Source organism: Negativicutes bacterium (genome assembly GCA_021372785.1).
Classification (GTDB): domain Bacteria; phylum Bacillota; class JAAYKD01; order JAAYKD01; family JAAYKD01; genus JAJFTT01.
Window position 1 is genome coordinate 53168 of record JAJFTT010000036.1, and the last position, 22355, is coordinate 75522.

Below are 22355 nucleotides of genomic sequence, written 5' to 3' on the forward strand. Positions count from 1 at the left end.
ATCAACTCGTTTTTGCGGCTCATCCCAGAATGACGGTCTGTATCGGTTTCTCAAGTAAAAAAGCAGCGGAAATGTTTGAAACCAGGTGTTTCAAATATTTCCGCTGCTTTGGTTGGTGGAGACGAAGAGGATCGAACTCTCGACCTTACGGATGCGAACCGTACGCTCTCCCAGCTGAGCTACGTCCCCGTAAATCAACGTTCCTCATTATACATAAAAAGAGTCCTCCGGTCAAGAGGCAATCACCGTTTTTTTCTCAGTTTTCTTCGTTTCTTTCGTTTCTTCTTCCCTTTTATGAAACAGTGTCAGCAGCACAACGGAAGCTAAAATCATGATGGTGCCAAGCAGCGTACGAGTGGTAAATCTTTCATGGAAGGCCAGAACTCCCACAACAATGCTGGCCAATGGCTCGAAGGTACTTAAAATCGCCGTATGCTGCGCACCAACCAGATTGGTGCCGCTTTGAAACAGGACGACAGCGACCAAAGTCAGCAACATGGCGAAGACCACCATCCAAAGCCAAGCCAAGCTTGTCATCTGATAAACAAAGCTTTGTGTCAGCATGGAATAGAGAAAGATTAAAACGGAACAGATGGAAGCGATGTAGAAACTGTATTTAAAAGGATCAAGTTTTCCTATTCCACTCTTGGCCAGGTAGACGATATAGGCGGCATAACTGACTCCGGAAGCGCAGGCAAGAAAAATCCCTCTTAAATTTGCTTGCTGTCCCGGCGTATAGCAAAAAAAGACACCAAGCATACATAGAATAAGGCAGGCTCCGTGCAGCGGAGCGATTTTTTCCCGGAAAAATAACCAGCAAAAAAGAAAAACAAAGACCGGATAAATAAAGTGCAGCGTCGTTGCCATTCCGGAATTAATATAGTGAAAGGAAGAATAAAGTACGATTGGGGTCAGGACCGCACCAATTGCGCTGCAGAGAAAAAGCTTGCCGAATTCAGCACGGCTGAGTTTCAGATTGATTTTTTTCCGTTGCAAAATAAAATAAAGAAACGGCAGGGGTAAGAAATTGCGGTAAAAAACAATGCTGATGGCATTGCCGCCGCCAAGATATATGTTTTTTACAAAGAGCGAAGCGCAGCCGAATATGGTCGCGGAAAGAATGACAAAAAGGCATCCTTTCAAATAGCGATTCATCAACGAAAACTCCCTTTAAGCCGATTTTCTTCTCCACAGGGAACTGGGATACAGCCGCCGCGGCAAAAAACCGTATCCCAGTTTGATATTTTCTTTATCTAGACGCTGGGGAACTTTGTTTCCAATAAAGCGACAATCAGTTTAATGCCGTTTTCCACATCGTTCATATCGACCATTTCGGAAGGGGTATGAATGTAGCGGGTCGCGATCGACATCACACCGCTGGGGACTCCGGCTTTGCTGGTATGGATCGCGCCGGAATCGGTGCCGCCGGATTCCAAAACTTCCAACTGATAGGGGATTTTATGTTTCGTGGCGACTTCTTTCATGAAGCGGATCATGGTCGGGTGACATAAGACGGAAGCGTCGCGCACCTTGACCGTCGGTCCTTTACCCAATGCGACATCCATCGTAATCGATTTGGGTGTGTCACCGGTGCGGGTCACATCGATGGCAATCCCGAAATCGGGATCCACGGCAAACGCTGAGGTGCGGGCGCCGCGTAAACCTACTTCTTCCTGAACGGTAAAGACAAAATTCATCTGAACTTTTGCCTGTTTGACCCGTTTGATGGCTTCAATTAGGATCACGCAGGCGATCCGGTCGTCCATGGCTTTGGATACCATGCGATTGCCCAGATCAATGCATTCGTAACAGCCGCCGGCGCAGTCACCGACCTGCACCTTCTGCTGCGCTTCCGCCTTGCTGTCGGCACCGATATCGATAAACATTTTGCTTAATTCCAATGTTTCGCCGGCATTGAGTTTTTCCGCGCCGAAAACGCCGACCGTACCGTTCGCAAAGACGCAGCGCGAAGCTAATAATATCTGCGGACTGAGACCGCCCAGGTTCGTGAAACGCAAAAATCCTTTATCATCGATATGCGTTACCATCACGCCGATTTCGTCCATGTGAGCAGCCAGCATCACTTTGGGACCGCTGCCGTTTTTCACTGCGATGACATTGCCCAAAGCGTCGATTTTCACACTGTCGACATAAGGCTTGATTTCCTCCACAATCAGATTGGCTACGTTGGTTTCATCACCGGTTGGTCCATACGCAGTGACAATTTTTTTAGTTAAAGCTTTCAGATCGTTCATTTTATTGCAAACCCTCCTCTTTCAATGGCGTGAATAAACGCTTTTACCAGCGCAATGGTTTGTTCGTAATCGCTTAATTGGATGATTGAGATAGGCGAATGGACATAACGGGTCGGTACTGCCAATTCAATGGCGGCCACGCCGCCGCGTGTCTGGTTGATTTTGCCGCCGTCGTTGCCGCCGGTGGCCGTGTTGCGGAATTGATAAGGAATTCCCAGTTCCTCCGCTGTCCTGGCCGCCAAAGCGATCAATTTTTTATCGCTGATCAGTGATTTATCCATCAACGTAATGGAAGGGCCGGCGCCAAGGTGCGTGGAAACCAAATGATCTGCCACATCGGTCACGTCATGAGCGGTGCAGCCTTCAATGGCGATGCCAACCTGCGGATCAATCGCGAAGGCGGCAGTGCCGGCGCCGCGCAGACCGATTTCTTCCGAAACGGAAAAAACGGCGTAAACCGGCAGATTGAATTTCTCTTTCAGGACTTCCACGATCACAGCGCAGCCGATACGATCGTCAAATGCTTTGGCTTTGGCTTTGCCGTCACCGAATTCTTCATAGTCCGTCGCAAAAACCGCAAAATCACCAACGGAAACAACCTTTTCCGCTTCTTCTTTATTCTTTGCACCGATATCAATATATAACGCCTCAATCGGCAGCGGCGACTGCCGCTCTTCCGGCTTTTGCAGATGAATGGCTTTGGCTCCGATCACACCGGGGATTTTCTTGGCGCCAATCCGGACTGTTTTCGCCACCAAAACGCGGACGTCAATGCCGCCTACCGGCTTAAAGCGCAGCAGACCGGTCGGCTCAATAAAAACGATCATCAGTCCGATTTCATCCATATGCGCATCCAACAAAATCCGGGGACCTTGGGCATCTTTGTTTTGTACGGCGATCAAATTGCCCAGCATATCGGTATGGATTTCCTCCACAACACCGTCCAGGGCTGCCCTGATCACAGCACGCACTTCAGATTCATCACCGGCCACGCCGGCCGCTTCCGTGATTTTTTTTAGTAACATGTCAAACCCTCCACAAAAGCACTGTCGATGGCGGCAATGAAATAAGCCAACAGCTTGCCGGATTGACGCACATCGGAATAGGATAAGGTTTCCACTGCGGTATGCATATAGCGCAACGGAATCGATACCACACCGGTGGCAACTCCGGTCTGCGCAATTTGCATGGTCCAGGCATCCGTACCGGTAGCACCCGGCGCCGGCTCCGGCGAAATGGCAATCTGATGCTCCGCAGCCACTTTTTTCAGCAAAGCAAAAATTTTGGGATGAATATTGGGTCCCATCGCCACAGCCGGACCGCCGCCGATGGGTGAGGCATCATAATCGGCTACGCCGGGCATTCTGCCGTGGCAGACATCAATGGCGATCCCAATCTGAGGATGGATACCGTAAGCGGAAGTCAGGGCGCCGCGGCAGCCCACTTCTTCCTGGACTGTTGCCACCGCATACACATCCGCCGCGTGATGCAGTTTCTTGAGTTCCTGTAAGCATTCCAGCATGACCACGACACCGGCCCGGTCATCCATCGCTTTGCCGGCCAACCAATCGCCCTGCAGTTCCTGCATGCTGCGCCGGATGGTAATCAAATCACCCACCGCTACGAGTTCTCTGGCTTGTTCGGCCGCATAACCGATATCGATCAATAAGTCGGACAGCGGCACCGTCTGCTTGCGTTCTTCGGCTGACAAAAGGTGCGGCGGCTTGGCGGCAACCACGCCCGGGTAATCTTTTTTGCCGTGCACGATCACTTCCTGCGCCGGCAAAGTGCGCTGATCAAAGCCGCCGATTTGCGTAACATGCAAAAAGCCGAGATCATCTACTTTGGTCACCATTAAGCCGATTTCATCCATATGTCCTGCCAGCATTACGGAAAGATTGTGCTCTTTTGCCTCTCCTTTTACTTTGGCAATCACACTGCCCATCGGATCGCGGCGAATCTCTTTGGTAAACTCAAGAAAATTCTGGTAAATCGCGTTGGCTACCGGAGCTTCAGAACCGGATACGCCGCTATTTTCGATTAAACTTTTGAGTATCGCTTTCCCATCCAAATCAAATACCTCCTCAACCTCATAATCTGACCAACCGAACCGTTAAAGATCCGTCCTGATCCCCAGGAACTTTGCAATATTGGCATGTGCGGATTTTACACCTTGGATTTTCCCGTTTTTGCTCGTAAAGAGGGTGGTTACGCCGGGGCCGTGCCCCATGATCACGCAGTTGCTGTGCACCACAACGCCGACGGTCACCGCACCTTTGAGATAACCGCGTCCATAACTGGTATCGCAGTCACGCAGAAGCACCAAATCGCCGAAGCGCAGCTTCGCCAGACCGAATTGTTGGAATGATTCCGGATCGGCCGTCATAATGTCGTAATCACCCGTGTCTGCCGTAGAGGAACCGATGCCGGAACCCATCAAATAGGCCGGAACTTCCGTCACTACCGGAATCTGCAGCACACCATCCACGAGCCGGAGATCCATTTTTTCCAAAAGATCCGGGTCGCAGTTTTTAACCATGACATCCGGCGCATCTTCGATTTTCAAGCCTAAGCCGATGCTTTTCACCATAATTTTGTCGCCGATCACCATTTTTTCCAGATCCTCCGGTTTAAACCAGACCAAGGTATGCTCAATGCCGCCATGGAAACCGGTGACATAACCAAGAGCACCCTTCGCGTCACCGGTCACTGCTTTGGCCGTATTGCCAACACAGGAAAAAGCGTTGAGACCGCTGTTTTTGTCCGGATCGTCCAGCTTCATACTGACACCCGGCTCCACATGATCGGCGACCAGGTCCATGCAAGAGTCACCGATCGCAAAATTATAGGTGATTCCGCCGGTTCCCGGCAGGGGAATCGCCTGTCCGGTGGTGGCGATGCGATAAACATTGGGTTTCTTTGGCTGAGAAATTTCTCCAATCACACCAATCATAGGTAATTTTTCCCGATTTGTTTTCATTCTTTAACGCCTCCTCACATTGAATATAATTCAATTCTTGCATTGCAGACAGTACTCCTTCCCTTTCTGCAAGGAATCATCTATTTTCCTACATCAATCGAGGACATAAAAAAAAACCGGCCGCAGTATCTGCAGTCGGATTTGTTTTAGTAAGAAGTTAATCGGATACGGACGGTTTCATCTTTAAGCCGATTTTGCGTTTGATCCGGCAGAGCGCATTGTCTACCGCTTTGGTGGAGGTTTTGAGTTGATGCGCAATTTCCTGATAGGAAGCCTTTTTTAAATAAAGCAAGAAAACATTGTATTCAAACTTACTGAGGGTATCCATCAGCTGGTTCTTGATGGAGGTCAACTCTTCCCGATTCATCACAACTTCTTCCGGGTCGGTCATCCGCGTACTGGGAATCATATCGATCAACGTACGGTCGGTTCCGTCATCATAAACGGGTTTGTTCAAAGAAATATAGGAATTCAGGGGTGAGTGTTTTAAGCGGGTTGATGTTTTTACAGCCGTAATAATCTGACGTGAAACGCATAATTCGGCAAAATGCTTAAACGGAATCCCTTTTTCATATTGGAAATCGCGAATTGCCTTATGTAAACCAATCCAGCCTTCCTGCAAAATATCTTCTTGATCCGCTCCGGTGAGGAAATAGGGTTTGGCTTTACTGCGAATGATATGCCTGTATTTATGCAGCAGATATTCGGAGGCATATTCCTGACCTTGTTGTGCCAATAGAACGACTTCTTCATCCTTCATCGTTTTTAAAACCTGATTTTGAGAAAGGTGTGCAAACATAGCGTATCCTCCATTCGTACCCTTTTGCTTATCATAAAGAGAAAGGCTTAAGAAGTCAAGTAAACGACACTATTTAACATAATGTTACATTTAAATAGAAAGGTATTCAGCAGAGGAATGTCGACTAAAAAGAAAAACCGCTGTCCCGGCGGTTCCAAAGCAACGATTTCAAGTTTTCCAAATCACTTCTATAATATACCCGATCTGCCCGTCAAAGTCAAGGAAGAAAGCAGCCAAAAACCAGAATTCACGGCTGATTTTTTCTGAATTTTCTGTTGCGGCCTGTCGGGGGAAAAGAGAAGTACAACTTGTCAGAACCTGCCGGTCAACAAAAAAGGAAGCGAAGTCTATCGACTCTGCTTCCTCTTAACATCTGGTCGGGCTGCCGCGATTCGAACGCGGGGCCTCTTGAACCCCATTCAAGCGCGCTACCAAACTGCGCTACAGCCCGTTGAAAAGAACAACGTTATTATACCGAACTGAAGCGAAAAAAGCAAGTGCAATTTGCAAAGAGTTTCGTAGGATTTCCCTGGAAAACGAGCGGGTCTGATCGTTTTATTGCCATAATTTAGAAAGACGACGTTTTTTTGCTTGGAATATTCCATTATGTCAGGATGCGTTTCCAGTTTTTAGCTCGGTTGATCAAATCCTGCGCCAAGTTTTGCGCGGAAGCATTCTCCGGATCTCCTGCCATTAAGCGTGTCAGCTCCCGGAGAACTTCAGCATTGCTTAAGGTTTTCAAAATAGTATAGGTACGGTTATCAGCTTCTTCTTTCCGGATCAGGATGTGCTGATCCGCCATTGCGGCAACCACCGGCTGATGGGTCACTAAGAGCAGTTGATAATTTCGGGCCAAACGGGCGAGCTTCTCAGCTACTTTTTGCACCGTCTCACCGCTGATACCGGTATCGATCTCGTCAAAAATCACAAGGGGAATCTCCTCGTTCAGCATCACACAGCGCAGTGCCAGCATAATACGGGACAGTTCACCCCCGGATGCGATTTTCAGCAAGGGTTTGAGCGGCTCGCCAAGGTTCGTGGAAATCATGAATTCGCAGCCTTCGCTGCCCTCCGCGCTAAAACGGACTTGATCATCGGCTTCCGTTTCGCGTATGAATTGAACAACAAAGCGGCACTTCGGCATGGAGAGATCAGCCAGTTGGACCATGACGGAACGGCTTAATTGATCGGCCAGACGCTGCCGGGAAAGATTCAGGTCTGCCGCCAGTTTTGTCAGCTGTCCGCGATTCGTTTCCAGTTCGGCACGATATTTTTCTATTTTCTCTGCGTTTTTGTCCGCTTCGCTTAAGCGTTGGCAGATCGTTTGCTCATACGTTAAAATATCGGCAATCGAGTTGCCATACTTGCGTTTCAGCTGAGCAATTTGGCTCAAGCGTCCTTCCGTTGCTTCCAAACGCTGAGGATCGTCTTCCAAAGCATCTTTATATTGCTCAATTTCCGCGGCAATTTCCTGCAGCAAATAAAAACAGGAGGCCAACTGTTCGCTGCTGCTTTGCAGCGTACGATCGGATTGTAAAATAGATTCCAATTCGCGCATGGCAATGCGCAGAGCGGAAATTGCAGCATAGCACCCGGGTTTATCTTCCTGCAACAGTCCGTAGATCTTTTCGAAACCCGCGCGATTGCGCTGAGCATGCTGCAGGCGTCTTCTTTCCTGAAAGAGGCTTTCTTCTTCCTCCGGCTGCAGCTTGGCTATCGCAATTTCATTTTGCTGATACAGCCAGAGCTCTTTCATCTGTAAACTCTCACGTTCCCCGTTTTGCAGTGTCTGCAGCTGATGCAGATTGTCCCGCCATTGACGGTACACCTGCCTGTATTGCTGCAGAAGCAGGCGGTGCTCATGATCACCGGTCTGGTCGAGAAAGATCAGGTGATTTTTTGGATTAAATAATTGCTGATAACCATGCTGACCGTTGATTTCAATCAGAAAATCCGATAATTGGCGCAGAATATTCAGGCTGGCCGGCTTGCCATTGATGCGAATTTGACCTTTGCCTTTGTCATTCAGTTCACGCCAAATGCTGAGCAGATCACCGTCGTCATCCTCCAGATCCTGCTCCCGCAAAATGACAGCCAGGCGGCTGCCTGCGCTGACCGTAAAATAACCGGTCACAGTCATTTTTGTCTTGCCGGTGCGGATGGCCCCGCTGTCGCCGCGGGAACCCAGCAGAAAGGCAATGGCATCAAATAGAATCGATTTGCCGGCTCCTGTCTCTCCGGTAAAAACGGTTAAACCTTCGGCAAGATCCAGCTCCAGCTCTTCGATCAGGGCAAAATTTTGTATGATCAATTTTTGCAGCATTTTTTACTCCATGATTTCATAGATGCGCGCGATAAAAGGTTCAATCTGTTCCGGCAGGCGCATAATTACCAGAATGGTATCGTCGCCGGCCAAGGTTCCCACTACATTTTCCCAACCCATAGCGTCAAAAAGGGCGGCGATGCTATGGGCATTGCCCGGCATTGTTCTCAGAATGATCATATTGCCGGCGTAATCGATGGAAACCAGGTTATCCAGCAAGGCTCGTTTCACCTTTTCCAGAGGGGGTGTAATTTGACCGGCAACACCCGGTAAGGCATAGCGGGAATGTCCGTTGTCCATTGTGACCTTCAGTAAACCAATTTCTTTGATATCACGGCTGATCGTCGCCTGTGTCACGACCATCCCATGCTTTTCACGCAGCAGATCAACCAGTTCCTCCTGAGTCTCAACAGAAATGGTTTTAACTATTTGTCTGATCAGTGTGAGTCGTTTTCCTTTCATTGAAGCCACCTCCATTTATTCCTGCTCTGTTTGAAAGAACACTTTGAAACACTGCGCTAAACTGTCTGCATCCAGTTGTAAGGATTGATAGAGCTGCTCGGTGCTTCCCTGTTGGATGAAACGATCCGGAATGCCAAAGAGCCTGCATTTTGGATAAATATGATTTGCCTGACAGAATTCCAGGATTGCCGAACCAAAACCGCCGCAGGTTGTGTTATCTTCCACGACGGCGATTTCTGTCGCTGCAAAGAGCAAGGTTAAGAGCGGCTCTGTCGGCAGTGGTTTGATCATACGCAGATTGATTAAACCGATCCGCTGACCATCCTCTTGTTTTAAGTTCCGTAAAGCGGCTTCGGCCGTGAAAGTGATCGGTCCGCAGGCGATAACCAATTTCTTCTCTGCGGCGATGAATACCTGCGGCAGAGCGACTTCTGCCGGTAATAAAGGGTGCTCCGCTTCTGCTGCGGCTTCCTTGTCAAAAGCGCCCTTCGGGAACCGCAGGGCGACCGGTGCGTGCAGCTGTAAAGCGTAGCGCAGCATTGCCGTCAGATCCGATGGTTTGAGCGCAACCAGCAGCGTCATGTTCGGGATCAGACGCAGATAGGATAAATCAAAGACACCATGATGAGTCTCGCCATCCTCCCCCACCAAACCGGCACGGTCCAGCACCAAGACAACGGGCAGATTCTGCATGGCAACATCTTCAATGATTTGATCGAAGGCACGCTGCAAAAAGGTGGAATAAATAGCGACGATCGGCTTTAATCCCTGCACAGCCAGACCGGCGGCAAAAGTCACGGCATGCTGTTCCGCAATCGCAACATCAAAAAATCGAGTTGGATAGCGTTCGGCAAAGCTACTCAAACCGGTTCCATCCGGCATCGCTGCTGTGATTGCCACCACACTGGCATCTTCTTCCGCAACTTCCAGCAGACTCAGGGCAAAAGCATCGGTAAATCCCGGTTTGGCAGGCACAGTATTCCTGCCGCTGACCAGGTCGAAGGGTCCGGTGCCATGAAAACGCCGCGGTGATTTTTCCGCCGGCGGATAGCCTTTGCCTTTGGTTGTGATCACATGCAGCAAAACAGGCGACTCCGAGCGTTTGGCTAATTCCATGGCTTCCAGCAACTGACCGATGTGATGACCGTTGATTGGTCCCAGATAAGTAAAACCCATTTCTTCAAACAGCATACCGGGAACGAAAAATTGCTTGACCGATTCCTTGACACGGTCGATCAATTCAATTGCCGGCTGGCCGATTGCGGGAATCCGTTCCAAAATTCGTTTGGCATCATCCTTCGTGCGGTAATAACGCGGCGCGGTGCGGATATTGTTCAGATATTCCGATAAAGCGCCTACATTCTGTGCAATTGACATTTCATTGTCGTTCAGAATCACAATCAGCTTCGTATGATTTCGGCCGGCGTGATTCATCGCCTCCCAGGCCATACCGCCGGTCATGGAACCGTCCCCGATCACAGCGACTACCTGAAAGTCCTTTTTTTGGACATCGCGGGCCAAAGCGATTCCCAGAGCGGCCGAAATTGAAGTGGAACTGTGACCGGCATTGAAGATGTCATGGACGCTCTCCGAACGTTTGGGATATCCGCTGAGACCACCGAATTGCCGCAGAGTGGGAAAGTCAGCATAACGCCCGGTCAGCAGTTTATGCACATAGCTTTGATGTCCGACATCCCAAATGATTTTGTCGGTTGGCGATTGGAATGCTTTATGCAGCGCAATCGTCAGTTCGACGACACCCAAATTGGAAGCCAGATGGCCGCCGGTTTTACTGACGGTTTCTAAAAGATAATTTCTGATTTCTTTTGCCAGCAGGTTCAGATCGCTCGTGCTGAGCATTTTCATTTTTCTGGGTGAGATTGTGGGCAGCAGTTTATATTTCATAGTTGTGACCTCATACCAAAAATCCAATGATGATTCCCAAAATACCGCCTGCAAGAACTTCAATTGGCGTGTGACCAAGAATTTCTTTCAATTGCTTGATCTGCAGATCCTGCAGATCCGGGATTGTATAGATAATGGAATTAAGCAGTTTCGCCTGATCTCCGGCGGCGCGCCGCACACCGGAGGCATCATACATCACAACAATCGAGAACACGGTGGAGACAGCAAACAGAACGCTGTCAACCCCTTGATATCGTCCGATCGTGGTCGTTAAAGCAACTACCGCTGCCGTGTGAGAACTTGGCATACCACCGGACTTGGAAGCTAACCGCCAATTCCAACGGTGATCCAATAAAAAGTAAACAAAAACTTTCAAAACTTGAGCCAGGATACTCCCGATGAAAGCAGCGACGATATAACGATTTGTTAACAGCTGATGCCAAACGTTCATTTCATTCACCACATATTTTCATAAAATTAGGTCTGCCTCCGGTGCAGCCATTCAAATAACAGCAAAAGCGGCTGCTGCCTGACAGGCAGCGCCTGCAACAGCAGCAGCAGCTTCTCATATTCTTTTTCACACAGGCTTTGCGCCTGAATCAGCCCAAAGCAGCTGACATAAGTAAATTTATCGTTTTTCAAATCGCTGCCAATCGGCTTACCCAGGAGAGCTTCCTCACCGGTCATATCTAAAATATCATCCTGGATTTGAAAAAATAAGCCAAAATGATTGCCTAACTCCTGCCATAGTTTTTCCTCGGCCGCATCGGCTTGCGCCAGGATGGCGCCGGTCAGGAACGCTGTCTTTAGGAGTGCACCGGTCTTCAATTCATGCATCCGGCGCAGATCTGCCGCTTGCCGGAGCTTGGAAGACTGCATATCCAAAACTTGACCGCCGATCATGCCATACCGCCCGGCCGAACAGGCAAAAAGCCGCACCAGACGTAAGGCGGTCGCAGCATCGTAAGCGCTTTGCTGTGCCCCAAACGCCAAAATCTGAAATGCCTCGGTCAAAAGTCCGTCTCCGGCCAGCAACGCCAGCGCATCCCCGAAAACTTTGTGATTGGTCGGCTTGCCCCGACGCAGATCGTCGTTGTCCATACAGGGCAAGTCATCGTGAACCAAAGAATAAGTATGTATACATTCCAAAGCGCAGGCTGGATAAATCGCCCGATGCCAATCATAACCATAGGTATCAAGCACCAAAAGAGGAATCAGCGCCCGCAAGCGTTTGCCGCCCGAGAGCAGACTATAGGACATTGCCGCATCAATCGGCTGCAGATCAGCCGGCGTGTTCTGAAAAGCCCGCTGCAAGGTAAGCTCAATCTCCGCCAGCATTGTTTCAAACGATTTGGGGATCATGATTCTCACCTGTTAAGGCAAAAGGCTGCAGCACCACTTCACCCTGTTCATTCACTGTAATTTTTTCGATTTTTTGCTGGGCTGAATTCAGATCATTCTGACAAAAACGAGACAATTTCACCCCTTCTTCAAAGCATTTCATTGCTTCCTCCAGTGAGAGGTTACCGGTTTCCAATTGGCGGACTATGTTTTCCAATTGCTGCAATGCCTCCTCAAAAGTCAGCTGTTCCTTTTTCTTTGTCATGTTTGCTACCTCCCGTCAATGGTTCATCCATTTCCAAAATCCGTGCGACAGCGCTGCCGTCGGAAAAATGAATCCGAATCTCATCACCCAACACAATTTGCGTCAGAGAAGAAATCACCGTCCGGCTGCCTTCATGCTGACACATGGTGTAGCCGCGTGAAAGAATGCGTAAAGGGCTCAAGGCATCCAGTTTCCCATTCAGCAGGGCAAAGCGAGAATTTTTCTGAGCCAGAAAAACCAGCATGGCGTGCTGTAAACGTTGGCTGGGGCCACGCAGGGCATCTTGTTTTCTGCGCAGCCAGCCGAGAAAGAGTTCCGGTTCCAGTTTATTTTGATAAAACAGCAGTTTTTCCTGCTTTTGCCGGAAGATGCTGTTGACGGCGGACTGCAAACGCCGGTTGAAGTCCGCTACTTCGTCTCTTAAACCGGCCAACTCCGGCACGACCAATTCCGCCGCTGCCGAAGGAGTAGGGGCGCGCAAGTCAGCGGCAAAATCGGCTAGGGTAAAATCCGTTTCGTGTCCGACTGCGGAAACGATGGGAATTTGCGATGCCGCGATGGCGCGTGCCACCACTTCCTCATTGAAAGCCCATAATTCTTCCAGAGAACCGCCACCGCGTCCGACAATCAAAACATCGGCTAATTGCCGGTGATTAAAAAGCTGAATCGCTGCCGCGATTTGCTCCGCGGCACCGGGTCCTTGCACTAAAACCGGTGCCAATAAAATATTGACTCCGGGGCAGCGCCGCGTGATCACGTTGACAACATCGCGAAAAGCGGCGCCGGTAGGGGATGTGACAACGCCGACCCGTTTGGGCAAGAAGGGCAAAGGTTTTTTTCGATTTGCGTCAAATAAACCCTCCGCAGTCAACCGCTGCTTCCTTTGTTCCAAAGCCAGTGCCAGAGAACCCATGCACAACGGTTCCATCTGGGTGGCGTAGAGCTGATATTGACCGTCTCTTTCATACAATGAAACAGATCCGCGCAGAAGGACTTTCATGGCGTTATCCGGTCGGAAGCGCAGCAAGCGTGCTCTGCTACTGAACATCACGCAGCGGATGCTGGACTGAGCGTCTTTTAACGAAAAATACAGATGACCGGAATTCTGCAATTTAAAATTGGAAATTTCACCTTCCACCCAAATATCTTGCAGAATCGGAACCTCATCGAGCAGAGACTTCACAAATTGATTCAGCTGTGAAACAGTGAGGTGTTCTCTTGCTTCCATGCCATTCTCCTTCCTTATTCCCGTAAGCCGCCGGTCGAAAACGCCTCTGCCGCCAAAAAAGCGATGCCAACGGCATTATCGCTGCTCAATTCCGGTGATGCAAAATAAAGATGCGCACTGACAGCAGGATGTTCCAGTTTATGACGCAGCCGATCCCGCAGATAACGATTCGCCGTGACGCCGCCCACCAGCAGGACATCTTTGATTTTTGTTGTTTCGATCGCGCTGCGGATCATTTTCTCCAGAGATTTCACCACGCAGTTTTCAACGGCGCGGGCGATTTCGGCAGGTTCTGCCGCAGACTGCAGCAGGCGCATCGCCTGGCTTTCCGCACCGGAAAAGCTGAGTTTGCCCTGATGATAAGCGGCCGGAATAACGCTCAGGTTTTCATGGGAGGTTTGCGCCAGTTTCTCCAGGGCAGGTCCGGCCGGAAACGGAAGCCCCATGGCGACTCCAATCCGATCGATCAGCTGTCCGGCGCTGATATCGTCAGTCGCGGCAAGAATTGTTTCCCTGAAGTGATGCTCCTCTTGCTTTACCAGCAGAAGTTCGGTCGTTCCGCCGGAAAGATGCACCGACAGAAATTGCGGCAGGTCAGGTTCACCGGCACTGAATAAACCGGCTTTGATGTGTCCTTCCTGATGACTGTAGGTGTAGAGCGGAATCTTCAGCATCTGACTCAAGACAGCGGCGAATTGATTACCCACCAAAAAGACAGGCATATAGGAACCGGGCAGTGAGCGCGGCTGATTGCTGACACCAATGGCAACCGGCGGATAATCCGGCCTTTCCAACTGCAAAAACTGCTGGCTGATACTGCGCAAATGAGCAAAGACCGCTTCCGATTGCCGCAATCCACGTTCACCCATGGCCACGGAAAGTAATTGTCTTTGCTGATGCAGCAACTGATGATCCAAAGTAACAGCAGCCAAAGAAGTTGTATAGTTGCTGGTATCAATCCCCAAAACCCATTCATTCATTTTCTGCTCCGTCAGGTTTTGTTTCTTCCCCGGGCTTGTTCTGCAATACTTGCATATGCTGAATCACATTGCCCAGAATACCGTTAATGAAACGGGAAGCCTCCTGCGTACTATAAATTTTAGTAATTTCAATTGCCTCATTCACCGTCACACCGACCGGTACATCATCCATAAACATCAGCTCAAACAAAGCAAAGCGCAGAATAGAACGTTCCAGTTTTGCGATACGGTCCATTTTCCAATCTACCGCAAATTCATTCAAGGTATCATCCAGCTGAGACTGATGCGCAATGACACCGTCGATCAGTTGATGAGCGAAAATCAGATCGTTCTCGGTCAGTTCAGCCGCATCTTCTAAGGCTAATGGTAAAGCTTCTTCCGGCGAAATATCATGAAATTCTCTTTGGAACAAGGTCTTCACCGCTGTTTCACGGGCAACACGTCTGGACATAAAACACTCTCCTTAAACGCCGCCATAGCAGAATTTTGTGGCTGCGGCGGTCATTAATAATTTATTATAGCAAATTCCATTTTGGAAAGCAACTGAATCCAACTCGATTTTTCAAATATCTTCTGAATATGCATAAAGATACAGATTTTTTAAGCCAGGGAAAACAGGAAGCTGCGGCGCCTGTCGGATTGATTTCGACAGAAAAACGGTCACCGTTGCAAACGATGACCGTCAGTTTCAGGAAAACAGCAGCTGTTATACTCTGGAAAGATACTCGCCGGTACGAGTATCTATGCGAATTTTATCCCCCTCGTTGATAAAGAAGGGAACCCGCACCGCAGCACCGGTTTCCAATTTAGCCGGTTTGCTGCCGCCGGTAGCGGTATCGCCTTTGACACCGGGTTCACACTCTGCAATCTTCAGCTCGACAATATTCGGCATTTCCACACCAATAACCGTCCCGTCATAAATTTGAACCATCAAATTCATATTTTCGATTAAATACTTGATGCCATCGCCAATTTGCTCGGCTGTCAGTTCCATCTGTTCGTAAGTGGTGGTATCCATAAAGGTATAAAAATCACCGGAGGCATAGAGATATTGCATTTCATGCGTATCGATTCTGGCTTTGTTCAATTTTTCCCCGGCATTAAACGTTTTCTCCTGTACGGCGCCTGTTTTGACGTTTTTCATTTTTGTCCGTACAAAGGCAGCGCCTTTTCCCGGCTTCACGTGCTGAAACTCCACAACAGACCATACACTGCCATCAATTTCTACGGTTACACCATTTCTTAAATCGTTTGTACTGATCATTGGCTTCTCCTCCGCTTCCTAATTGGTTTATTATCAGTCTGTTGAATCCGAAAGACAAATCAAGGCCTTGCTGGTGTGGTTGAAATTCCGGTATCCTGTATTGGTCACCATTACCATGTCTTCAATACGAACCCCACCCCATTGAGGAATATAAATCCCCGGTTCAATCGTAATCACATGTCCCGCCTGTAAAACAACATTGCCTGTTTTGCCGCAGCTGGGTGCTTCATGCACATTTCTGCCAACGCCATGACCCAAACCGTGACCGAAATAATCTCCATAGCCTGCTTTTGTAATCACAGAACGGGCAATCTGATCGAGCTCTTTGCCCATCAGACCGGGTTGTACGGCAGCCAATGTCTGCATGTGGGCATCCAGAACGATCTGATAGATTTTTTCCTGCTCCCGGCTGGCGGTTCCGATTAGCACGGTGCGCGTCATATCGGAACAATAACCTTGATATTTGGCGCCAAAATCCAATGTCAGGAAATCGCCGTTTTGCAAGATCCGATCGGTCGGCTGACCATGCGGCAAGGAAGACCGCGGGCCGGAAGCAGCTATGATCTCAAAAGCTAAACCATCGGCTCCCTGCTCCCGCATAAAGCGTTCCATTTCCAAAGCAACTTCGCGTTCTGAGAGTCCGGCATGCAGGTAAGCAAGCAGGTGCAAAAAGGTTTGTTCACTGATATCAGTGGCAGTCTGCATTTTAGCCAACTCATCTGCCGTTTTCACCATACGAAGATTTTCGATATAACCGGTGAGTGGAATAAAAACAGACTGCGGGTTTTGTTTGATCATAGAGGTTGCCTGTGCATAGGTTAGGTTTTCTTGTTCAAAACCAACCTGAGCGATCTTTTCCTGCAGCAATAATTCTTTTACAGTGTTTTCCAGTGATTCATTTTGACGAATCAACTCAAAATCCGGCGCCTGCAGCGCTGCTTGCTCATAATACCGAAAGTCCGTGATCAGAAAGCTGTGTTCCGCCGTGATCAGCAGCCAGCCGGATGTACCGTTAAAGTTGCTCAGGTATGCGCGGTTTTCCGGGTGAGTAACGAGAACCGCTTCATAACCATCCCGCTGCATCGCTTGCCGCAGCTGCGATAAAAAGCTCATAATGATCCTCCTTCTCTGCAGTTTTCAAATCAAAGCTAATTTTACCATATTCTTGCTTGGGCTTCAACCGGAAAATTAAGATAGTAAAGCAGGAAGATTGTCAGATTATGTGGAGAATCAACTTTCTCTGATCACAACCCGTCCGGTCACCGGCTGAATGACAATTTGCAGCGTCTCACCCAGGCGGTTGCGCAGCGTGATACTGCCACCCATATTGATATTGCCATTGGCAAGAAAAGTAAAATCAAGCTTGCTGACCGTCACATCGCTGCGTATTGGGTAAGCAGGCTTGAGCACAAAAACTCCCCGATATCTGGCAAGCCGCTGCCGTCCATCGCTGCCTGTTGAACAGAGGATGCGGATACTGCTATTTTCTTTGAGAGCGATCAGCCTGGTCTGACGGATTTGCGCTGCGATTTCATTTGCCGTGCTTTGCAGATGCAGGGTCGCCGTCAGCCGTTGATAATTTGGCATGGCCAAACCCAGCAGCATGGCGAGCAGCGCCAGGACGAGCATCAATTCAATCAGCGTATAACCTTTTTTAGCGCTGCGCAAAGGGATTCGGTTTGGATAATTCCGAGAAAAAAGCTTCTGTATCCGCATCGGCTAAGCCTCCCTGATCCAGCAGAATTTTACCTTCCGATTCAAACTGAAGCAGCGGCTCCTTTTCTGCCCCAGTCTCTGATTGGGAGATGCTCCAGCTGTCCGAAATAATTAAACGGTCATAAGCGTACCAGCGCCGCAGAAACCGCATTGTCTGCCCATAGCTGCCGACGATTTCCAAATGAAAAGCAATTTCAGGTTTGGCCTGACCAGAATCCGAAGCAGCGGGATCGCTTAATTCAATCAGCCGGATCACCACGCCGCTTTCTTCCGCCTGATCCGAGAAAAATTGCAGGAATGCCGCGCCGGAAAAAGCTGTGTCTGTCCAGAGCTCCGATCTTGACAAAGCTTCCCGCAGCTGCTTAATTTCCGAATTCAATGGTTCCGCTGCTTGCTCTTGATCGAGTCCTGATTCTGCGGCGGTCAGCGCCTTTTGGTATAAGTCCCTGCAGACACGATATTCATCCAGGATCGGCAGATAGAAATGCTCCAGCAGAATCAAACAGAGCAGAAGGAAAAACAATCCGAGCAAAGAACGTTCGCGCCTGGATAAAAGAAGCGGCTTAAGCGGATTCGTGCTCATGACGCGTCCCTGTTTTTCGCCAAACCCAGACGCAATGTAAATTCCCAAATTTGGCTGGCCGGACTGAAATCGTCACTGTTTCTCTGCAGTTTTGTGAAGTTGCAGACAGCGTAAAACGACTGTCGTTCCATGTTTTGCAGCAAGAGCGTAATCTCCTGCAACTGTCTGCTGCTGCCGGACAGTTCAATTTCATTCTCGAAATAATCAACCCGCTGCAAGATCACTGCCGATGGCAGCAATTGCATAATCTGCGCAAGCAGCGGCAACGCATGCCGGTCTGCAGAAACGTCTGCCTGCGCCGCATGAACTGCAAACTCTTGCTGCAGCCGGTCGCGTTCTGCGATCAAAACGCTGAGTTCCTGGCGCGGGGTGCTCTGCAGCAGCAGTTCTGTTTGTTGCTGCAGCTTTTTGCTTTCTTGTCGCAGCAGAAGGCCGCTGCCCAAGAGAAAACAAAGCGCAGCGGCGATCAAACAAATCAACAAGCAAACCCGCCGGGAGTGTTCCGGCTGACGGCGCAAAGACTGCGGCAGAAAATTGATTCTCATCGCACTTCCCCCCGTTCCGAAGATTTCAGCAGTAAGCCATAGGCTGCAATCGCAGCGGAGTTCCATTCGGGGCAGAGCAAACCTTTCGTTTGAGCAAAACGTTCCCGAAAAAGCGCCGCCAGTGATATCACGCGCACAGCATTGCCGTCGGGCAGCAATTGGCGTAATTCTGTCGTTATCGCTGCAAATTGATCTTCCCAGTCCTGCGGCAGCAGCAGATAGAGTTCACTCAGCAGGATATTCTTCGTTTCGCTTCGATAAAAGTTTAAAAAGGCTGCCGCATCCTGCAGGAGCTGCGAAAAAACAACCGGCTGCGGATCGGTCCGGTTGACAGCAGCGGTCAGATTATGCTGTCTGCGCAGAATACCGTCACGAAAAATACTCCATTCGATCGCAGCACAGGAAAAATCCAAAATCGCCTGATAAACAGTCGCCTTTGCAGGTATTACCAAACAGCCATAGAGGGTGTTTGCACGTAGATCCAGCGTTTGCAGCTGCCTGCCGGAGGCATGCAGGCGCAGCAACAAAGCGGAAATCGGCTCTTTGGGCAGCGCATAAACGACCAGTTGAATTTGCTTGTCTGCTTTCCTTTGCTTTTCTTTGGTCGGATAAACCGCAAAATCGCAAAGACATTCTTCTGCAGTCCAACCGAAATATTGTTCGACTTCGTTGGCTGCGACTCTTTTCAGATCGCTGTTTTTCATATAAGGCATCGGCGGCAATTCTTTCAGCCTGATCGGATAACCCGTGCAGCAAAGAGAAATCGTTGCCTGTCTGCCCGGATCAAGCTGATCAAGCTGCCGGCAAAGAGCGGGCAGGCAATCGCTGTCTTCCCATAGATTGAAGGCAGTAGAAAAGGAACGAAGGCAGGCACCCTGTTTTCGCCTTATCTCCCGCAAAACGCCATATTGCTTGGTCCCTCCCAAATCGAGACCAAACTGCAGTAGATTACGCGAAAAATCTAGATTTTTCATGGTTTCACCTCGTTCTTTTAAGACAATTCCGCAGGTAGAAGGATTGCTCTGCCCGGAAGGGACGTTCCGTTGCGGCAGTAAAAACCACCCGCAATAATTGCCTGCCATGACGGCTTACCAGATACGCGCTGAACTCTTCCAAATAAAGCGCAGCCTGGATTTTTCCGGATGTGGAAGCGGTACGAATTTCTTCATAGAAAATCTGCGCAGTCTGGTTCAGATAAAAATCAACCGCTTTGTTCTGCTGATCCGTGCTGTCCCAATAGGACATGCGCAAGATTGGGCTCGACTGCCCGGTTGGCGGCAGAATTTCCGCGCTTTGCGCAAAGGAAGCATAATGGGCAACACGTTTCAGCGCGGCATCGGCTTGTTGCTCCGCCTCGTTGCTCAGGCTCTCCTGCCGCCAGAGCCGCAGGCTGCTGTTTTCCGCATCTGCCAACGTGATGAAGAGCATCGCCGCGATTGCCAAAGCCAAAAGTAGTTCCACCAGTGTAAAACCGTGTTTAGGGCGAGTAGAAAAAATCGAGCGAGGTTTCCGCATCTTCTTGAACGCCTCCGATCTGAGCCACACGCAGCCGCAGGGTTACTAAATTTCCGTCCGCCTCAACCTCCAGGATTTGCCAAATTTTGCGGTATGCTGCCGTAGCGGTAATTTCTGTTTCAATCAGTTGATGTTGCGGGGAAGCATCGATTTGCTGCAAGACGGATGCAGCGGAAAAAGCGTAGAATTCTTCCAAAGCAGACCGTAGGATCCTGTCTGTCTGCTCCGTGCTGAAAGCGGTTCTCAAATCCTGATTGCTCTGATTGTTCAAAAGGAAGATCGGTATCAGCAAGAAACCAACCAGCGCCAGTGACAGGATTGCCTCCAAGAGGGCGATCCCTTTTTTATGCTTTTTCTGTTTCATCTTGATTCAGCTGCCAGCGCGGAAAAAATATGCCGATATTCCGTGCAATAAACAATATTTTGCCAAAACAAGACTTGATCGGTTTTTATTCCGCTTAAATTGAACCAATAAAGCAATTCCGCCAGGACATTCGCATCGGGTGCTGCGCTGAGATTCGCCTGCTGCAGAATCAGCTGGTCGGCATAGAGAAAACCGGTGCAGTGAATGATCTGTTCCGGGCGCGCCAATATGGTCAGCGAGCGCAGGCAATACAGAGAAGGCAGATTAATCTCTGCGCCTGCCGCAGTCAGATCAAGCAGCAGGTTATCTGCAGCCAGCAGGGTGTCCGACGGCTGCTCTAAGTGAAATTCCTGCTCGTTTGCGATATAGAGTAATTGCTTGGCTTGCAGGCCATTCTGCGTTGGAACAAAATAGGTCAGCAGCTGATTTTCTTCCGCTAACGCCTCTGCCATGCCGGAGATGCCCGCCGCCGCTAAAATCGGCTGAAACAAAACTTCTGACGGTTCGATTTCTGTTTTCCGCTGCACGCGGTGGAACAGGGGCGGATAAGCTGCCGCCAGGTTAACTTCGATTGTCGCTGTGTCGGTTGTCAGAATCACACCTTCCTGCAGTGCCGTGTCGGAAGCAAAAAAAGAACCGCTGCCTGTGACAGGATCTGTCACCCAGGCAACCGGCCGCTTAACCTCGGTGGCAGCAAGCAATAAAACACCGTGCAATCGGTAGTAAGTTTGCCGATACTGCCCGATGGTATCAATAACCAATTCTCGGCTGCCCGGATTATAATTTAATTCCGCCTGACAGCTGCCCTCGTTCAGACTGAATTCTGTCACGATGCTTGCCGCACCGCTCCAGCCTTTGGCTTGACAGTTTTGCCTGACGGTCATCATCGCCCACTCCCAGGCACTTTGGGCATTGTAAAGAGCAAAAGTTTCGTCGTGTTGGTTGCGGGCTAGCCAGATTTGCATGCGGTCGTAACCGAAAACTGTGACGGCAAGAAAAATCAGCAAACTGCAAGAAAGCAAAGTCAGAGTAAGAATGCCGCCGCGTTTTTGCTTAGACGGCGCAATGAATCTGCTCATCGCAGCCTCTTTTGTTCCAAAAATAGAACCGCAAAAAACAAAGCCAACGTGATCAGACAAGTTGAGATCAGCAAAGCCAAAGGGGTTGCTGATAAAAACCAGCAGAACGTCCACGCCGCAATGCAACAGACCTCCAGCCAGAAATAGCGCGCTGCGATCGGCTGCCGGCAATAACGACAGCGCCCCTTGAGAAACAACCAGCTAAACACCGGAATCAAATCCAGCGGTGCCAGGAGATGACCGCAGTCGCAGCAATGCGACCGACCCATCAACGATTCGTGACGCGGCAAACGCCAGACCAGCATGTTGAGAAAAGAACCGATACAGGCAGCCAATACGATATAGAAAGGTAAAAAAGGAAAGTAGACGGTATTCATTCTGTAAAATTCACCCTGCTTATTTCAGTTTCTCCATCTTTGATGATGATTTGTTTGGGTTTCGAACTTTTGTCAAGGATATAAGTCAGGCTCAGGTCTTTCACCTCCACCTGGTAGGCGGCAAAGTCAGCCTGATCAAGAGGCCCATTTTCCGGCAGCACATGGCTGATCCCTTTCAATTCATCGATGAGCATAGCCCGTTCCATCGCGGCGATAACCTGATACGCATCCAATTCTGCTTTCGTGATGCGCGCCTCCTGATAAGTAGCAAGCACTCTTGGCACAGCCAAAGTGCAGAGCAGCGCTAGAATTCCTAAAACAACGAGAATCTCAACCAAGGTAAATCCGGACTTTCGTCCTCGCTTTTCTTTCAT

Annotated in this window: 26 protein-coding genes and 2 tRNA genes; all 28 read right to left on the reverse strand. The window is 49.5% G+C overall.

Going from position 1 to position 22355, the window contains the following annotated elements; genetic code table 11:
• Positions 1 to 113: 113 nt before the first annotated feature.
• Positions 114 to 189: transfer RNA gene (locus tag LLG09_04900), tRNA-Ala, on the reverse strand.
• Positions 190 to 231: 42 nt separating this feature from the next.
• Positions 232 to 1155, reverse strand: coding sequence for an EamA family transporter (locus tag LLG09_04905; protein ID MCE5196451.1), 924 nt, complete (start codon positions 1153 to 1155; stop codon positions 232 to 234).
• 98 nt (positions 1156 to 1253) lie between these two features.
• Positions 1254 to 2255, reverse strand: coding sequence for a M42 family metallopeptidase (locus tag LLG09_04910; protein MCE5196452.1), 1002 nt, complete (start codon positions 2253 to 2255; stop codon positions 1254 to 1256).
• The gene (locus LLG09_04915) at positions 2252 to 3280 is read right to left on the reverse strand and encodes a M42 family metallopeptidase (GenBank protein MCE5196453.1); all 1029 of its coding nucleotides are present in this window, start codon (positions 3278 to 3280) and stop codon (positions 2252 to 2254) included. Before LLG09_04915 ends, LLG09_04910 begins: the two co-directional genes overlap by 4 nt.
• Positions 3271 to 4326, reverse strand: coding sequence for a M42 family metallopeptidase (locus LLG09_04920; GenBank protein ID MCE5196454.1), 1056 nt, complete (start codon positions 4324 to 4326; stop codon positions 3271 to 3273). Before LLG09_04920 ends, LLG09_04915 begins: the two co-directional genes overlap by 10 nt.
• 42 nt (positions 4327 to 4368) lie before the next feature.
• A complete protein-coding gene (locus tag LLG09_04925; GenBank protein MCE5196455.1) occupies positions 4369 to 5235 on the reverse strand; it encodes a DUF4438 domain-containing protein in 867 nt (288 codons plus the stop codon).
• A gap of 157 nt (positions 5236 to 5392) precedes the next feature.
• A complete protein-coding gene (sigH, locus tag LLG09_04930) occupies positions 5393 to 6034 on the reverse strand; it encodes an RNA polymerase sporulation sigma factor SigH (protein MCE5196456.1) in 642 nt (213 codons plus the stop codon).
• A gap of 374 nt (positions 6035 to 6408) precedes the next feature.
• Positions 6409 to 6485 (reverse strand) — tRNA-Pro (locus tag LLG09_04935).
• 153 nt (positions 6486 to 6638) lie between these two features.
• Positions 6639 to 8357, reverse strand: a complete 1719-nt coding sequence (gene recN / locus LLG09_04940; protein MCE5196457.1) for a DNA repair protein RecN — start codon at positions 8355 to 8357, stop codon at positions 6639 to 6641.
• Between the two features lie 3 nt (positions 8358 to 8360).
• Positions 8361 to 8819 carry an arginine repressor gene (gene argR / locus LLG09_04945; GenBank protein ID MCE5196458.1) on the reverse strand — a complete coding sequence of 153 codons (459 nt, stop codon included), beginning with the start codon at positions 8817 to 8819 and terminating at the stop codon, positions 8361 to 8363.
• Between the two features lie 15 nt (positions 8820 to 8834).
• Positions 8835 to 10724 carry a 1-deoxy-D-xylulose-5-phosphate synthase gene (gene dxs / locus LLG09_04950; protein ID MCE5196459.1) on the reverse strand — a complete coding sequence of 630 codons (1890 nt, stop codon included), beginning with the start codon at positions 10722 to 10724 and terminating at the stop codon, positions 8835 to 8837.
• A gap of 10 nt (positions 10725 to 10734) precedes the next feature.
• On the reverse strand, positions 10735 to 11175 hold the full coding sequence (locus tag LLG09_04955) for a divergent PAP2 family protein (protein ID MCE5196460.1): 441 nt from the start codon (positions 11173 to 11175) through the stop codon (positions 10735 to 10737).
• A 26-nt stretch (positions 11176 to 11201) separates the two neighbouring features.
• Entirely contained in the window at positions 11202 to 12086 is an 885-nt protein-coding gene (locus tag LLG09_04960) for a polyprenyl synthetase family protein (GenBank protein MCE5196461.1), read from the reverse strand.
• Entirely contained in the window at positions 12067 to 12330 is a 264-nt protein-coding gene (gene xseB, locus LLG09_04965) for an exodeoxyribonuclease VII small subunit (protein ID MCE5196462.1), read from the reverse strand. The genes LLG09_04960 and xseB overlap by 20 nt, the downstream gene beginning before the upstream one ends.
• Positions 12299 to 13558 carry an exodeoxyribonuclease VII large subunit gene (gene xseA / locus LLG09_04970; protein MCE5196463.1) on the reverse strand — a complete coding sequence of 420 codons (1260 nt, stop codon included), beginning with the start codon at positions 13556 to 13558 and terminating at the stop codon, positions 12299 to 12301. Before xseA ends, xseB begins: the two co-directional genes overlap by 32 nt.
• A gap of 14 nt (positions 13559 to 13572) precedes the next feature.
• Positions 13573 to 14538, reverse strand: coding sequence for an O-sialoglycoprotein endopeptidase (locus tag LLG09_04975; protein MCE5196464.1), 966 nt, complete (start codon positions 14536 to 14538; stop codon positions 13573 to 13575).
• On the reverse strand, positions 14531 to 14989 hold the full coding sequence (gene nusB, locus LLG09_04980) for a transcription antitermination factor NusB (GenBank protein MCE5196465.1): 459 nt from the start codon (positions 14987 to 14989) through the stop codon (positions 14531 to 14533). The genes LLG09_04975 and nusB overlap by 8 nt, the downstream gene beginning before the upstream one ends.
• Before the next feature lie 255 nt (positions 14990 to 15244).
• Positions 15245 to 15802: an elongation factor P gene (gene efp / locus LLG09_04985; GenBank protein ID MCE5196466.1), complete on the reverse strand. Its 558-nt coding sequence runs from the start codon at positions 15800 to 15802 to the stop codon at positions 15245 to 15247.
• A 33-nt stretch (positions 15803 to 15835) separates the two neighbouring features.
• Positions 15836 to 16915: a Xaa-Pro peptidase family protein gene (locus tag LLG09_04990; protein MCE5196467.1), complete on the reverse strand. Its 1080-nt coding sequence runs from the start codon at positions 16913 to 16915 to the stop codon at positions 15836 to 15838.
• Between the two features lie 117 nt (positions 16916 to 17032).
• The gene (locus LLG09_04995; GenBank protein ID MCE5196468.1) at positions 17033 to 17518 is read right to left on the reverse strand and encodes a prepilin-type N-terminal cleavage/methylation domain-containing protein; all 486 of its coding nucleotides are present in this window, start codon (positions 17516 to 17518) and stop codon (positions 17033 to 17035) included.
• On the reverse strand, positions 17457 to 18101 hold the full coding sequence (locus tag LLG09_05000) for a hypothetical protein (GenBank protein ID MCE5196469.1): 645 nt from the start codon (positions 18099 to 18101) through the stop codon (positions 17457 to 17459). Before LLG09_05000 ends, LLG09_04995 begins: the two co-directional genes overlap by 62 nt.
• Positions 18098 to 18646, reverse strand: coding sequence for a PilN domain-containing protein (locus tag LLG09_05005; protein ID MCE5196470.1), 549 nt, complete (start codon positions 18644 to 18646; stop codon positions 18098 to 18100). The genes LLG09_05000 and LLG09_05005 overlap by 4 nt, the downstream gene beginning before the upstream one ends.
• Positions 18643 to 19620 (reverse strand): hypothetical protein, encoded by a 978-nt coding sequence (locus LLG09_05010; GenBank protein MCE5196471.1) that lies wholly within the window; start codon positions 19618 to 19620, stop codon positions 18643 to 18645. Before LLG09_05010 ends, LLG09_05005 begins: the two co-directional genes overlap by 4 nt.
• A 4-nt stretch (positions 19621 to 19624) precedes the next feature.
• Positions 19625 to 20161 carry a prepilin-type N-terminal cleavage/methylation domain-containing protein gene (locus LLG09_05015; GenBank protein ID MCE5196472.1) on the reverse strand — a complete coding sequence of 179 codons (537 nt, stop codon included), beginning with the start codon at positions 20159 to 20161 and terminating at the stop codon, positions 19625 to 19627.
• Positions 20124 to 20525 (reverse strand): hypothetical protein, encoded by a 402-nt coding sequence (locus LLG09_05020; GenBank protein ID MCE5196473.1) that lies wholly within the window; start codon positions 20523 to 20525, stop codon positions 20124 to 20126. The genes LLG09_05015 and LLG09_05020 overlap by 38 nt, the downstream gene beginning before the upstream one ends.
• On the reverse strand, positions 20522 to 21604 hold the full coding sequence (locus LLG09_05025) for a hypothetical protein (protein ID MCE5196474.1): 1083 nt from the start codon (positions 21602 to 21604) through the stop codon (positions 20522 to 20524). Before LLG09_05025 ends, LLG09_05020 begins: the two co-directional genes overlap by 4 nt.
• Positions 21601 to 21981, reverse strand: coding sequence for a prepilin peptidase (locus LLG09_05030; GenBank protein MCE5196475.1), 381 nt, complete (start codon positions 21979 to 21981; stop codon positions 21601 to 21603). The genes LLG09_05025 and LLG09_05030 overlap by 4 nt, the downstream gene beginning before the upstream one ends.
• Positions 21978 to 22355: a type II secretion system GspH family protein gene (locus tag LLG09_05035; protein MCE5196476.1), complete on the reverse strand. Its 378-nt coding sequence runs from the start codon at positions 22353 to 22355 to the stop codon at positions 21978 to 21980. Before LLG09_05035 ends, LLG09_05030 begins: the two co-directional genes overlap by 4 nt.